The sequence below is a fragment of the Pleomorphochaeta sp. DL1XJH-081 genome (genome assembly GCF_049310885.1).
Taxonomy (GTDB): domain Bacteria; phylum Spirochaetota; class Spirochaetia; order Sphaerochaetales; family Sphaerochaetaceae; genus CAYZJV01.
Genome location: NZ_JBMDYO010000001.1, coordinates 532,479 through 546,007, shown reverse-complemented (window position 1 = coordinate 546,007; position 13,529 = coordinate 532,479). Strand labels below are relative to the sequence as shown.

At 49.0% G+C, this 13,529-nt stretch carries 13 protein-coding genes and 1 tRNA gene; 8 read left to right on the top strand and 6 right to left on the bottom strand.

Annotated features, from left to right (window positions below; all coding sequences use genetic code 11):
- Positions 1-36 precede the first annotated feature (36 nt).
- The gene (locus ACODJP_RS02490) at positions 37-930 is read left to right on the top strand and encodes a hypothetical protein (protein ID WP_422478118.1); all 894 of its coding nucleotides are present in this window, start codon (positions 37-39) and stop codon (positions 928-930) included.
- Here ACODJP_RS02490 and ACODJP_RS02485 read toward each other — a convergent pair.
- From ACODJP_RS02485 to ACODJP_RS02475, 3 genes are read right to left on the bottom strand one after another with little or no spacing between them, the layout of a single operon-like run.
- Positions 923-1,636 (bottom strand): energy-coupling factor transporter transmembrane component T family protein, encoded by a 714-nt coding sequence (locus ACODJP_RS02485; protein ID WP_422478116.1) that lies wholly within the window; start codon positions 1,634-1,636, stop codon positions 923-925. The two genes, ACODJP_RS02490 and ACODJP_RS02485, sit on opposite strands and share 8 nt — an antisense overlap.
- Complete coding sequence (locus ACODJP_RS02480; RefSeq protein ID WP_422478114.1) at positions 1,624-2,382, bottom strand: energy-coupling factor ABC transporter ATP-binding protein; 759 nt, start codon at positions 2,380-2,382, stop codon at positions 1,624-1,626. Before ACODJP_RS02480 ends, ACODJP_RS02485 begins: the two co-directional genes overlap by 13 nt.
- Positions 2,366-2,968 carry a biotin transporter BioY gene (locus ACODJP_RS02475; RefSeq protein ID WP_422478112.1) on the bottom strand — a complete coding sequence of 201 codons (603 nt, stop codon included), beginning with the start codon at positions 2,966-2,968 and terminating at the stop codon, positions 2,366-2,368. Before ACODJP_RS02475 ends, ACODJP_RS02480 begins: the two co-directional genes overlap by 17 nt.
- A gap of 123 nt (positions 2,969-3,091) precedes the next feature.
- Between ACODJP_RS02475 and ACODJP_RS02470 the strand changes: the two genes are divergently transcribed.
- The 6 genes from ACODJP_RS02470 to ACODJP_RS02445 all read left to right on the top strand — a co-directional run bounded on the left by ACODJP_RS02470 (position 3,092) and on the right by ACODJP_RS02445 (position 9,444).
- Positions 3,092-4,069 carry a biotin--[acetyl-CoA-carboxylase] ligase gene (locus ACODJP_RS02470; RefSeq protein WP_422478110.1) on the top strand — a complete coding sequence of 326 codons (978 nt, stop codon included), beginning with the start codon at positions 3,092-3,094 and terminating at the stop codon, positions 4,067-4,069.
- A 70-nt stretch (positions 4,070-4,139) separates the two neighbouring features.
- Positions 4,140-4,212: transfer RNA gene (locus tag ACODJP_RS02465), tRNA-Phe, on the top strand.
- Between the two features lie 210 nt (positions 4,213-4,422).
- Positions 4,423-5,388, top strand: a complete 966-nt coding sequence (locus tag ACODJP_RS02460) for a DNA-processing protein DprA (protein WP_422478108.1) — start codon at positions 4,423-4,425, stop codon at positions 5,386-5,388.
- Between the two features lie 33 nt (positions 5,389-5,421).
- Positions 5,422-7,206: an alanine--tRNA ligase gene (locus ACODJP_RS02455; RefSeq protein ID WP_422478106.1), complete on the top strand. Its 1,785-nt coding sequence runs from the start codon at positions 5,422-5,424 to the stop codon at positions 7,204-7,206.
- A 404-nt stretch (positions 7,207-7,610) separates the two neighbouring features.
- Positions 7,611-8,768, top strand: coding sequence for a vWA domain-containing protein (locus tag ACODJP_RS02450; RefSeq protein WP_422478104.1), 1,158 nt, complete (start codon positions 7,611-7,613; stop codon positions 8,766-8,768).
- Between the two features lie 208 nt (positions 8,769-8,976).
- Complete coding sequence (locus ACODJP_RS02445; RefSeq protein WP_422478102.1) at positions 8,977-9,444, top strand: hypothetical protein; 468 nt, start codon at positions 8,977-8,979, stop codon at positions 9,442-9,444.
- A 9-nt stretch (positions 9,445-9,453) separates the two neighbouring features.
- Here the strand turns inward: ACODJP_RS02445 and ACODJP_RS02440 are convergent, their stop codons facing one another.
- From ACODJP_RS02440 to ACODJP_RS02430, 3 genes are read right to left on the bottom strand one after another with little or no spacing between them, the layout of a single operon-like run.
- The gene (locus ACODJP_RS02440; RefSeq protein WP_422478839.1) at positions 9,454-10,050 is read right to left on the bottom strand and encodes an NUDIX domain-containing protein; all 597 of its coding nucleotides are present in this window, start codon (positions 10,048-10,050) and stop codon (positions 9,454-9,456) included.
- Positions 10,047-11,099: a 23S rRNA (adenine(2503)-C(2))-methyltransferase RlmN gene (gene rlmN, locus ACODJP_RS02435; protein ID WP_422478100.1), complete on the bottom strand. Its 1,053-nt coding sequence runs from the start codon at positions 11,097-11,099 to the stop codon at positions 10,047-10,049. The genes ACODJP_RS02440 and rlmN overlap by 4 nt, the downstream gene beginning before the upstream one ends.
- A 26-nt stretch (positions 11,100-11,125) precedes the next feature.
- Positions 11,126-12,754, bottom strand: coding sequence for an OPT/YSL family transporter (locus ACODJP_RS02430; protein ID WP_422478098.1), 1,629 nt, complete (start codon positions 12,752-12,754; stop codon positions 11,126-11,128).
- Positions 12,755-12,951: 197 nt separating this feature from the next.
- Between ACODJP_RS02430 and ACODJP_RS02425 the strand changes: the two genes are divergently transcribed.
- Complete coding sequence (locus ACODJP_RS02425; protein ID WP_422478096.1) at positions 12,952-13,419, top strand: hypothetical protein; 468 nt, start codon at positions 12,952-12,954, stop codon at positions 13,417-13,419.
- The last annotated feature ends 110 nt before the right edge of the window (positions 13,420-13,529 follow it).

Sequence of the window (13,529 nt, the reverse complement as noted above, 5' to 3'; positions counted from 1 at the left end):
GACATCCGCTCTATTCGGTATGGTATAGTATTGCCCATGGAGCCGTTGAACCCTTCACCACCAGTGCCATTTCGGCGGATAGAACTGAGAGCTCTCCTGCAGGAACACAAGGGCACTATTGCAAAATTCGTTCCCCGTTGGTTACTCATGTCCTTAGAACGGTTGTTACACCTTCAGGAGATCAATGATCTATTGGAGAAGCACTTTGGAGATGACCCGCTTACCTTTATTCGTTCAGTGAACGAGCTTTTCCAACTGTCACCGGTGATCCATGGCAAAGATCGTCTTGTGTCATCGCTCGATAAGCGTCCTATCATCGTTGCAAACCACCCCCTAGGGGGACCCGAATCATTGGTTCTCATGGAGGTAGTGGGTAACGTGACCAACGATGTCCGTATGGTTGCCAAGGAGGTTTTGACAGCCTTGAAACCTTTAGCACCAGTGCTCACGCCAATTCCGAACCCCAAGAAACGCCAATCCTGTGCAGCCTTCAAACGTGACTTTGCTACAGATATTCCTATTATCGTATTTCCTGCGGGCTATTGTTCACGACCACTCTCCAATGGAACGTTGTTCGACTACCAGTGGTACCCTACGTTTGTAAAGATGGCACGACGTAGTGGGAGGCCTATTCTACCAATCCATATTGATGGCGAGAACTCTAAACGATTCTATCGACTGAGCTCCCTGCGCAGGAATCTCCACGTCAAAACCAGTCTGGAGTCTTTGTTCCTGCCGGACGAGATGTTCAGGCAAAGGGGAAAAGTGATCACTCTTACGGTTGGGGAGTTGATACAAACAGAACTATTGCCCCAGACAAAGAGTGATTGGCATTGGGCAGATATGATCCGTAACCATGTATTTGCCTTGGGTTCATCCTTGGATATGGTGTTCGACCCACACGCCACGGCAATTCTACCACTCAAGTAACGAGGAATAGAAAGCCCAAGAGGGCGAAGGTCACACCGAGTATTACCACATCTACAGTACGATACCCGAATGAACCTCTGTCAGCATCGGGGTTGTAGAGTCGGGCAGTGAGGGCTGCTTCCAGATACTCCGCCCGCTCCAAGAGGAGGGCAAATACGGTCGACCCGAGCGATACGATCTTCGGGATGGGATTACGCCAATACGCTTCACCACGAGCACGTCTTGCCTGCGAGACTTGAAGCGATGCGTCGAAGAGCAGGGGAATGGTAGAAACCGTTAGTTCCAATGTAGCTCCGATCCGGTATCCTTTTACCCCCGGAATCCTTTCCAGGAGAGAGCCGACAGAACGTGCAATATCGTCGGGAGAGCTGGTGTCGGCAAACAGCATTCCCATCGATACGATGGTAGCAAATCGTATGACAGAGAGCGCTATCTGGTCCCATTGCTCTGCTGAGCTCCATCTTGCGAGGGCTATGATGGTTGCCATGAGTATGAAAAACCGCAATTCCCTTCTATACCTGCCAATAGGCAAACGGATAGCAGTAGCAATGATAATGAAAAACAGACTGAGTACCGATGTCTGAAGCAACGTTGTGCGGATCAAAGCGGTAGATATCATCAGCATCGCGATAATTTTACTTATGGGGTTTGCCCTATGGAGAAAGGTATTCCTGTCGTGGTAATGGAAAAGATTTACTTCAACCATGTGAGCTCCCCCACCTCAATGGGAGTGCCCTTGAAGTGTGGCCTACGGATACCATAATCGCCCACAACATCCAAAACCATGGCTGGATTGCCTTGAGCGGCTATGACTCCCTGATCCAAGAGCATCAACGAATCGGCGTGCGCAAGGACCTTCTCTATCTCGTGTGTTGCCACCAAAATCGTGATTCCCTGTTCCTTTAGGGCAACAAGGGATTCGAGAACACTCACAATACCAGGATAGTCGAGGTTAGCGAACGGTTCATCCAACATTAATACATGGGGTTTCATAACCAATACCCCCGCTATCGCCAGTCTCCGGCGTTCTCCTCCAGAGAGGGTTCTTGGTCGTTGGTGTAAGACCGATTGGAGTCCCAAAAGGGAAACCGTGTCGTCTAACCTCGCCGAACGCTCTTGACCGGTTATACCTAGATTGTCCAAACCAAAGAGTATATCGCGTTCTACAGTCTGGCCAACTACTTGGGCATCGGCATCCTGAAATACGAGTCCTACTGAACGGTTACGGGTTTTCGGTTTGCGACTGAGATCCACACCATCTATGAAAATCGTTCCTCCGGAGGGCTGCAATAGGCCTTTAATGATACGCATGAGCATACTCTTCCCTGTTCCATTACGTCCTCCGAGTACGACGAACTCCCCCTTTCCGATACTGAAGGTGATATCCTTGAGAATATGGTGTTCTTTTCCTATGGAGAAAGATAGGTTGTGTAGGTCAAGAGCCGGTTTCATCGGTAAAAGATTCCTCCTGTGGTGCTTTGGTGAGGAATTGGCGCACCCTGAGGGAAAACAGGTTCCCAAGTAGTACGGTAGCCACAAGTTTGAGCAAATCGCCCGGCAGGAATGGAATCAGGCCAATTGCCAAGCTCTTTCCCCAGGAAATGTCGAGCACCGTCTTCAGGTATGGAATACCAATTGCATAGAGTACGATAGTCGCTACTGTAGCTCCAAGGATGATCCACAGGAGCTGACCTTTGGTTACCTTGTCGTCTTGATTTGCTTTCCTGAATCCGATATCGGTACATAATCCTGCAAGGGGAGCCGCAATGAGCCAACTGAGAAGGAACCCTCCCGTGGGACCCGCGAAATGGCCGAATCCACCAACGCCACCACTGAATACTGGAAGCCCGATGGCTCCCAAGGCAAGATAGACGGCGACCGAGGCTGCCCCGATACGTCTTCCCCCGAGTATCCCGGCAAGGAGGACGAACATCGTCTGAAGGGTAATGGGCACCGGTCCAACCGGTATAGCAATATAGGCTCCTGCTACCATGAGGGCTGAGAAGAGCGCAATGATGATGATACGTCGTAGGTCCATGTATTCCTCCACGTCTGTAGCTATATCATAATCGGCATCTTATTGTAAACCATTTTAGATTTCATGTTTACAATTAAGTGGTCATTGGGTACACTAGAGACAGAGGCGCGGGGAGGTGGATATATGGCTTCACGACAGCAGGTATTGTCACTTTTGGAACAGCATAAGGGATCCTTCGTCTCCGGAGAGGAGATAGCCCGCCATGTGCAGATAACGCGAGCTGCCGTATGGAGGGCGATCAGTGATCTACGCTCGGACGGATATGAGATCGAAGCCTCCACGAGAGTCGGGTATCGGTTGGCACAGCATAGCGATAAAATTTCCGCCGAGGGAATACAAATGGCACTCGATCCATCGCTGGTTTTGGATATCCACTATTTCGATGAGATCGATTCTACTAATCGGGAAGCAAAACGGTTGGCAATGGATGGTGCTCCCCAAGGGACCGTGGTTGTCGCAGGGAGGCAGTCCGGTGGTAGAGGTCGGCTAGGGCGCTCATTCTACTCACCCGAATCAAGCGGAATCTATATGAGTATCATCCTCAAACCCGATATGGATAGCTCCCTTGCCTTACGGATCACGAGTGCCGCAGCAGTAGCTGTATGTCGTACGATTGAGCAGTTGTCCGACAGAAAAGCGAAAATAAAATGGGTAAACGATATCTACCTTGATGACTTGAAGGTCTGCGGCATACTTACCGAAGGTATCAGTGGATTCGAAAGCGGCAAGATCGAGAGTGTCATTGTTGGTATCGGGTTGAACCACTCGGTTCCTGAGGAAGGTTTTCCTTCCGATTTGGCTGGAATTGCCGGTGCAGTCTTTCCTGCAGGCGCTCCGGTTGAGGTTCCCAGAAATCGGATGGCTGCTGTCATGCTTGAAAATCTGTTCAATCTGTTTTCCCATGTCCAGGATGTTGCTATCATGAATGAGTATCGGGATAGGAGTCTCGTTCTTGGCCGACAGGTGAAGGTGATTCAAGGAGATTCAAGCTATGAAGCCGATGCAGTCACTATCGCAAATGATGGCTCTTTGGTAGTCCGTCTGTCCGATGGAAGGCAGCAGATCTTGAGCTCGGGAGAGATTTCCATACGGTTGCGCTGACAAAGTTCAGGATTGTTCCGGACAGGGGTTGACAACTACCATTTTTAAAGGGTATAAAAGTGGACGTTGCGCCGCTTTAGCTCAGTTGGTAGAGCAAAGGACTGAAAATCCTTGTGTCCTCGGTTCGATTCCGAGAGGCGGCAAAAACAGAGGCACTTATCCAAAAAAACGGTAGGTGCTTATCTTTTGTCCGAGCTCGGTTCCCACGGGCACGAAGGGCAGTAGCGGGGCATTCCCCGATTTCAATATATTCCCCAAAAGGCGCACGCTCGGTGCGCCTTTGTTGTCTCTTTGCCGGTAAGTTGGGCTATAGACCACTTGCTCCATATGACTGACAAGGATACACTATTTCCATGGACAATCTGGAGCGTACGTTACGCAATATCCAAGAGGCCATCAACTTTGAAACTCTTCTGGCGTGTACTAGACGGTCGCAGTCTTTCGTTGAGCCGTTATTCGATCGAATTGGAGAAGTCGTACCGCTGAAAGACCCCATGACGTTGCATCCCAACACCTATTCTGAGGCTATCGGTATCGACACAAGGGAGATGTTGGATACCCATTCCTTTGTTAAATCAAGGTTCTTCCGATTGGATCATACAGATTTTGTGATAAAGCGGGGCGATCGGTTTTATCCACAGCACGCAGCCGACGTTCAGGACTCTCCCCGTTTTCTTTATGGGCGAGGTAATGTCGAGCTGCTGGGGGAAAAGTGTGTCTGTATAGTCGGGACTCGTAATCCCAGTAATGAAGGGAAGGAGTATGCCAAGAAGACCGTGGAGACGTTAGGTTCCCATGGTGTTGTCATCGTCTCTGGCCTGGCCTTGGGGATAGACGGTATTGCCCATATCTCTGCTTTGGCGACTAAGACACCAACCGTGGCGGTCTTGGGAACTCCGTTGATCGACGTATACCCTCCTGAGCATCGGAATCTGCAGAAGGTCATTGCAGAACACGGATTGGTGATTACCCGATTCTCTCCAGCCGTACAGACCCAAAAATGGCACTTTTTGCTGAGAAACCGGCTGATGAGTTCCCTAGCCGTAGGCAGCGTGGTTGTCGAGGACCGCGATGGGGGTGGAGCCGTAAAGCAAGCAATATATGCTTTGGAACAACAGCGACGCGTCGTCATTTTCCAACATGTGTTGGACAACCGATCACTGCTCTGGCCACGAAGGCTCTCATTGAAGCCTGGGGTGATGGTCGTAAAACAACCCGAATATATCCACGCCCGCCTGTTTGCGAGGCCTAGGGCAGGGGGAGAAGATCCTTCGAAAGTAGCGGCTCCTACCCAGCTTTCGCTATTCGACTTGGCTTGACAATGAGTTGCTCCTTGCATAGTATTCAACCCTATGAAAGCACACGAACTACGCGACAAATACATAGAATTTTTTGTGTCCAAGGACCATACCCAGATATCAGGGGCTTCCCTGATTCCCGAGAACGATCCGACGGTATTGTTCACCACAGCCGGCATGCATCCTCTCGTTCCGTACATCTTAGGACAGGAACATCCTGCTGGGACACGGCTGGTTGACTACCAGAAGTGTATCCGAACCGGTGATATCGATGCTGTGGGAGATCCTCATCACCTCACCTTCTTCGAGATGTTGGGGAATTGGTCATTAGGTGACTATTTCAAGGATGAGGCGATCCATTATAGTTACGAATTTCTCACCAAGTGGTTGGATATCGACCCGGAAAAGCTCTCGGTGACGGTGTTTGCAGGGGATGATGCTGTTCCCAGGGATGACGAGTCGGCCGCTGTCTGGCGCAGCTTAGGCATACCCGATGAACGTATCTATTTCCTTCCCCGCAAGGATAACTGGTGGGGGCCGGCCGGAGAAGCCGGTCCATGTGGTCCCGATACCGAGATGTTCATAGACACCGGACGCGATTCGTGTGGTCCAGACTGCCGTCCTGGCTGCAGTTGTGGTAAATACTTCGAGATATGGAACGATGTCTTTATGGGCTACCGAAAGACCCTCGAGGGAGACTATGTACCTTTGGAACGCAAATGTGTCGATACCGGTATGGGTATCGAAAGGACCATTGCCGTCCTCCAGGGGAAGAAATCGGTCTATGAGACCGAAGTGTTCTCTCAAACCATCGCCGAAATCGAGAATTTGTGCACAGTCGTCTACGGAGATGATGAGGATAAGGATGTGTCGGTACGGATCATCGCCGACCATGTGCGTACCAGTGTCTTCATCCTTGGAGACCAGCGGGGAGTGAAGCCCTCGAATGTCGGCCAAGGGTATATCCTGCGACGACTGATTCGCAGGGCTGTACGACATGGCCGGAAGTTGGGCATTGAGGGTAAATTCCTCTCAGCTTTGGCTGTCGGGGTTATAGGAATGTATAAAGGTGCGTATCCTGAACTCGAGGCAAACCGCGATTTCATTATCACCGAATTGGGCTTGGAAGAGGAGAAGTTCTCCACGACCCTCCAAAAGGGTGAGCACGAATTCGAGAAGATGCTTCCCAACCTCATGAAGGGTAAAAGTAGAGAGATCAATGGAAGGATTGCCTTCAAACTCTACGATACCTACGGATTTCCCATTGAATTGACTGAGGAGTTGGCTGCCGAGCATGGTTTTACTGTCGATAAGAAGGGCTTCGATGCTGCGTTCGAAAAGCACCAGGAGATCTCTCGTGCGGGTGCCGAACAGCAGTTCAAGGGCGGTCTGGCTGACCACAGTGAGCTCACTACAGCCTTGCACACTGCGACCCATCTGCTTCACCAGGCTCTGCGTACCGTACTTGGTGATCATGTAGGACAGAAGGGGTCGAATATCACTGTTGAGCGTCTCAGGTTCGACTTTACCCATGATGCACCTATGACTAAGGAAGAATTACAGCGAGTAGAGGACATGGTGAACGATGTCATCAAGCGTGATCTTCCTGTCTCATTCGAGACCATGACGGTTGAGGAGGCGAAAGCCCAAGGAGCGATCGCCTTCTTCGAGAGCAAATATGGTGAGCAGGTGAAAGTCTATAGTGTCGGAGACTTCTCCAAGGAGGTCTGTGGAGGTCCCCATGTGGAGCGTACCGGGACCATGGGGCATTTCCGGATCAAGAAAGAGCAATCCTCTTCGGCCGGTGTCCGCCGTATCAAGGCTGTGTTGGAAAAATAGCTGGTAGTCATTCACCTCTGAAACGAGAAGTATTGAGATAAGTCCCTGGATGAAAAAGTCCGGGGATTTTTTTGTTGTGTGGTTCGTGTTTCGCACACAAGGTGCATTTAGGTGCCAAAAGTAATAAATATATATTAATTGTTTGGCCTTCTTTTCTTGTCATGTCATTTTTTGATATAACAATATAAATTATTAAATTATCCGCTTAAAAATGACATAAAATTAAATAAATAGGTTGTAAAATTGTATTGTTGGGATGATAATTAAGATGGCAATACGGTAAAGGGAACTTCTTCGATCTACAGCTTGCCGCATGGTTAATTGGGTTTAGCGATGGTCCATCCGGAGGGGGTGGATCGTGTTGGAAGCCAGACCATCTGGATGATGGCGGCTGAGGAGGTTCTATGAAACATAAAAGGATTCTGCTTCTTATTTTGGTGATCGCAATCGTGCTTACTTCATTCGGTTGCGATCTTGTCTCCAGTACAGTGGAGTCATTGTTCGATGGAGGATTCGTCCTTCCGCCGGATATAGCGACAAACACGATCGATTTCGAGATTACCGGTGTGGGAACGGGCTTACGTGGGTATGATAATTTCCCGTCGATAACACTCTACGCGTCACCACGCATAAAAGATACCGATACGGTAATCACTGGGCTTGTACAAGCAGACTTCTTCGACGTTATCGATGATAACGGTGAAGCTCGACCTATTGAAGTGAATCCACCGAAAGAAGTTGCTACGGAAGGAGAGAAGCAAGCTGATATTGTGTTCGTAATCGATACGACTGGCAGCATGTATTCATACCTTGATACAATGGTTGCAAAAGCACAGGATTTTGCCGATACACTTGCTTCTTCAAATATTGATTACCGTGTGGGATATGTTACCTTTGGTGATGATATCCGTAAGGGGACCGATGAGCGGTTGGCTCCAACAAGTGATATTGACACATTCAAGACGAAGATTGCAACGCTAACTGCAACTGGTGGGGCAGATGGTCCTGAGAATCAGATAGATGCCCTTGACTACGCCCGTGCAGGAACTACCGAATTGACGAGCAATCCTGCCGGTTCATTCCAAAATGATATGGGATTTAGTTATCGGATTGATGCTGCGAAAGTATTTATTTTGATAACTGATATCGGATTCCATACCCCTGAATCACCGGGAGATGTTTTGGATTACTATTCTGGTGTCTACAACACGGTTTCTGAAGAAATTGCCAAGTTGATAGATTCCGATGTCAATTGTTATGTTGTAGCTCCGACAGGAATTGCAGGATACGAAAGGATTGCCGATGAGACTGGTGGAAAGTATTATCCGTCAGGATCTGATTTTGATGAAATCCTACTCGACATCGGAACAGAAATCACATACTTGTACGATTATCAGATCACATTCATGACCAACGATTTCACACCGAGTAAGCTTCACACCCTCCGCTTGGCTGTCCATACGAGTGTTGGAGATGCCGAGGCCACAGTTACCTATACCTCTCCAGCAGTAGTGAACTACGATAGGGCAATGGAGATCTACGAAAGGGGTCTGGGCCAATAGTCGATTCATAGTTTGTATGTCAGAAATGTTCTGCAGCCACCCCTGAATGGGGTGGTTGTTGCATACTCTGCGATAAATAAGCGTTTTTCTGGTGAGAAAGATAAATATTTAGCACCTGTTGTAATTTTTTCTTGACAATTTGTCATGCCAACATGAAAATAGTGACAAAGGAAAAAAATGCCGTTTACTGCGGTTTCCAGGGGGTACTATGAGAAAGGTCTTATGTTTGGTAGTTGTTCTTCTATTGTTGTCGTCTGTAGCCGCATTTGCAGCCCAGCCGCGTGAGGGTATCGGTGTCGGAGGAATAACAGGTCTTCCCTTCCATATAGGAGCCGCCGCCGAATACAATTTCGGTGCAGCATCGGCAAACGCATCGTTGGGATATTTACGCTATGGAACAAATTACTTCCAGATAAAACTCGGTGGTGACTACAACTTTCCCGATCCATTCGTCCAGTCGGCATGGGATATGGATTTGTATTTGAGTGTGGGGGGTCAATTTGCCATAGATATCGGTCCTGTGGCAGTTTTTAGTTTGGGAATTCCCGTCACGTGGTCTTTCTTCATGGAAAATATGCCACTCAAAGTTTTCGTCAAGGCTGGTCCGGAGCTCTATTTTGGCTGGGGTACTTCCCTCGGTTTCTCTGGTTCGGCGGGAGCCTACTACCTCTTATAGCAGCGTAGGTCAATCTACGACTACTGAAATCGCATGTGGTTGGCATCTGCTAGCAATAGCAGGTGCATAATCCCAACCTAGGATAGCGGAAATTCCCAAGAGTTCACGCATATGGCAGTTGCCAATTGCCCTTTGAACATGCTCTAACTGTTGTTCATGTGCCATGAGGTGTGCAGTTGTCCCAAGAAGGGTCTGTTGGACCTTGTCCAAGGGAATCCAGGCCTCGGTTATACCTAAACCATCCTCTTCCTCGGTATGTTCGGTGACGGTACGGTTATTGGACAATGTACCCGATACATACAGGTTCTCGAACCTGAGTATCCCATTATAGAACTCACGCACAATTGCGATTGGAGCACTAGCAGTAATCACAAGCCCCAGCTCCTCACGACATTCGCGTTCTGCACAGGCTTGGACGGTCTCTCCAGGATCGATTCCCCCACCGGGAAGGACGTACTGGTCCCTGTTGGCCATAAAAGAAAAGACGAGCTTCCCCTCATGTACTACCACAGCACGTACAGTCCGCCTGTACCATGGGATAAGGGCCTTTTGTGATTGTATGGGTATGGAGTCTTGTATTGTGAACCGTTTGATAGGAGACCTCACAAATTGGTATCGCAAGCCTTCAGTTCTACCGCCAGTTGTCCACAAGCACCATTTACACCTCTCCCTCGTGAGAAACGTCGTGTATAGGGTACTCCGAGAAGATCGAGTTCCCTGGTAAAGCTGTCGATCTCTCTCCTACCCGGAGTCTCCCAAGGTAGTTCGGCTGCAGGGTTCCAAGGAATGAGATTAACCATAACATCCAAACCCCGAATGAAATTGGCGAGCTTCTTAGCCGATGGTCCATCGGTATTCTGGTCATGGAGCATCACATATTCCAAGGTGAAGCGTTTTCCCACGACATGTTGGTATCTCAGAAGTGCTTTCTTGAGTTCATCGAGCGGGTAGGCTTTGTTGACCGGCATGATCTCTGTCCGTTGCCGGTTATCGGCAGTCACAAGCGATACAGCGAGTTTCACCGGAAGATTCAATTCAGCCAGTTTGAGGATCCCGGGAATGACACCGCTGGTACTGATCGTAATACGACGAAGTCCGATATCGAAACCGTCCGGGTCATGTAGGTATGTGATAGCCTGGATGACTTCAGCGAAGTTTGCCATCGGCTCTCCCATTCCCATGAAAACGATATGTGAGGTATCTGGGGCAATTCTCCGTAGATGTACGAACTGTTCGATAATCTCGAATGCCTGTAGATTTCGGATAAGTCCCATAGTTCCGGTACGGCAGAAGGTACAACCCATGGCGCAACCGACTTGGCTCGAGAGACAGGCTGTCTTCCTATTCTCCTTATCGGTAAGAAGGACACACTCGACGATCGCTCCATCGTGTAGCTCAATTCCAAGTTTGGTAGCTCCAGAGGAGTCGGTCTGTTCATCGATCACGTTACTGGAAGTAAGAGACGGCATGGCCGATGCGAATTCTTCACGTAATGCTTTGGGTAGATCGGTCATCTCTTCAAAACCTGCGACGCACCGTACAAGCCACTGGTAGACCTGTTTGCCCTGGTAGGCTCGCGATAACCCTAAGGCTCCAAGAATTTCATTCGGCTTCATGCCATAGAGGCTCTTGGGCATTTTCTTCAACTCTTCCATCTGTATCGACTCCTTGCTCACACAGTCTATGCGAACATGGCGATTATGGCCAGTAGTACACCGGTGATACCTTCTCCCCCGAGGAATCCACTGGCGACCAGACTAGTCTTTTCGGTTGTCTGAGTAGTGCGATCTTTTCCGATTACCTTCTTTATTCCCATGAGCACTAATGCACCGAATCCCATGATCATGGAGATGCTGATGGGAAGATAAATACCAAGACCGAGCGTTGCTGCAGGGATGTTCACCACATACAGGACAATACCGACGATAGCACCGAGAGTGAATGCCGGAATATGACCCAAACCTCCTACCATGGCCGTTACTGCACGCGCCTGAGGAGCCGGGAGCATTTCGGAGCCGAAACCTCCGAAGGAATCCTTGAGAACGAAAAGGGCAACAACCGCTACAGCTGATCCCATAACTCCGCCGATACCTTCTGCTATCACTTGTGAAGATGGTCTCGTTCCCACCAGATGCCCCGACTTCATGTCATTCATCATATCACCGGTCAAACCACAGGCTACTGCGGTTACCCCCGCGATGGAGAACGCAGCTATGGTCGAAGGGTTCCAGACGATCTGGATTGCCAGGAGGACCAGGATGCCGAATATCTCCATGGGATTTATTCCCGTCTGTCCGGTAAGCATTGCCGCCAATTGTGTGGTGAGGTAGATTCCGATGATGGTAATGACTGCTTGTAGGAATGAGATCTCGGTACCTGCACTGAGCAGTACCAATACACCAATTACCACAGACAATGCTACCCAACGACTCTTTCCCTGGGGAATAGCGAAAATCGAGATCCCGCTGGCAGGCTTTTTGTCTCCATCTTTAAACTGTCTGATCTTCTGCCAGGCAGTTTTTACCAGAATACCGATTCCCGTACCAACCATGAGTCCGATACCGAGATTCTGTCTGAATAGATCAGCTGCCGCCATATCGGCAAAAAGTCCAGATGCGATTCCAATGGGAGTGAGCAGGAGGTAGCCGAAAACTGCACCGCCAAGCCAGACTAATGAGAGCACCGGTCCAATTATCGCACCAATACCTGCTGCCATGGGAGAGACCCAGATGGATACGGCTGGTATGAGCGCGTTTCCTGCGAAAAGGACCATTACTGCGGGAATCAAAGGGATCCCATCCCTGAATATGGTGAAGAGTGCACTCGCTGCCATACAAGTGAACAACAGAGGAGCTCCCTTTCCTTTTGTCGTGCTGGCTATCAATGTGTTGTAGGCGGCTTGACCCATGGGATAGGGGAGCTTCTCCTCAACGATATACCGTTGACGGGCAATAATGGTGAAAAGTGTTCCCAGTAACGCACCTGAAAGGGTGATAATGAAAATACTCAACGGTGAGACTGTCGCATCGGCATTGAGCATCCAAATCCCGGGAAGGGTGAATGCGAGACCTCCCGCGACCATCGCTCCTGAGCTCATCATGGTGTGTGTGACATTGATTTCTTGAAGGGTAGAGTTCTTGAAGCGCCGTAGGATAGCCATGCTTACGACCGTGACGAATACGGTCGGCCACGGCAATGCTCCCATCCTGAGGGCTACATAAAGTGAGCTGCTCGTAATCACCAAGAGTCCGAGCAGGCCGATGATCACACCTCTTACGGTTAATTGCCTTGTGTTATGTGTACTTTCCATACGACTCCTCCCTAGGTTGCACAGAAGCATATCAGATTGACGAATCTTGGTTAAGTGTCCAGATAATCATGTCCTGTGTGTAACTTTTAAAGCATAAATTGGTTTAATCCATAATTGATGTGGATTCATTAGCATAATTGCAGTATTATGCACTTAGAAACTTACTCAGGGATACGTTCCCAAAGGAGAAAAAACGTATGAAGAAAGTATTATTGGTAATTGCTCTCGTGCTTGTGATTGCACTTCCGTTGACTGCGGCAAGTTACTCCAAGACCAATGGAGTTGGTGTTGGAATAAGTCTCGGATATCCAAGCAATGGTGTTGCGTTTAAGTATGGAATGGACGATTTTAGATTGGTAGGTACTCTTGGTTGGAATTTGAGCGGCAACACACTTATAGATCTTGAAGTCGGTGCACAGTATGATTGGTTGGAGTTTGATATTGAAGGTGTTCCATTCTACGTCAATGCTGGTATCACCGGTGCCATTGGTGTGGCTGGAGATGACTCCTTTTCATTGTCTGCAGCAGTACCCGTGGGAGTTTCTTATTTCTTTGAGGAGTTGCCCATCGAAGCTTTCCTGAAACTTGGTCCGGTTATCAAGATCATTCCTGCAGTTGGAGTTGGATTCAGTGGAGCAATCGGCGGACTCTGGTACTTCGAGTAGTCTGACAGACTATCCCATTCGGGAGACAATCGGTCACGGTGGATGCATTTTCTGCCGTGATTTTTTTGTTTTCATAGAGTTAGCCTAGACAAACTTTCTAGTATATGATA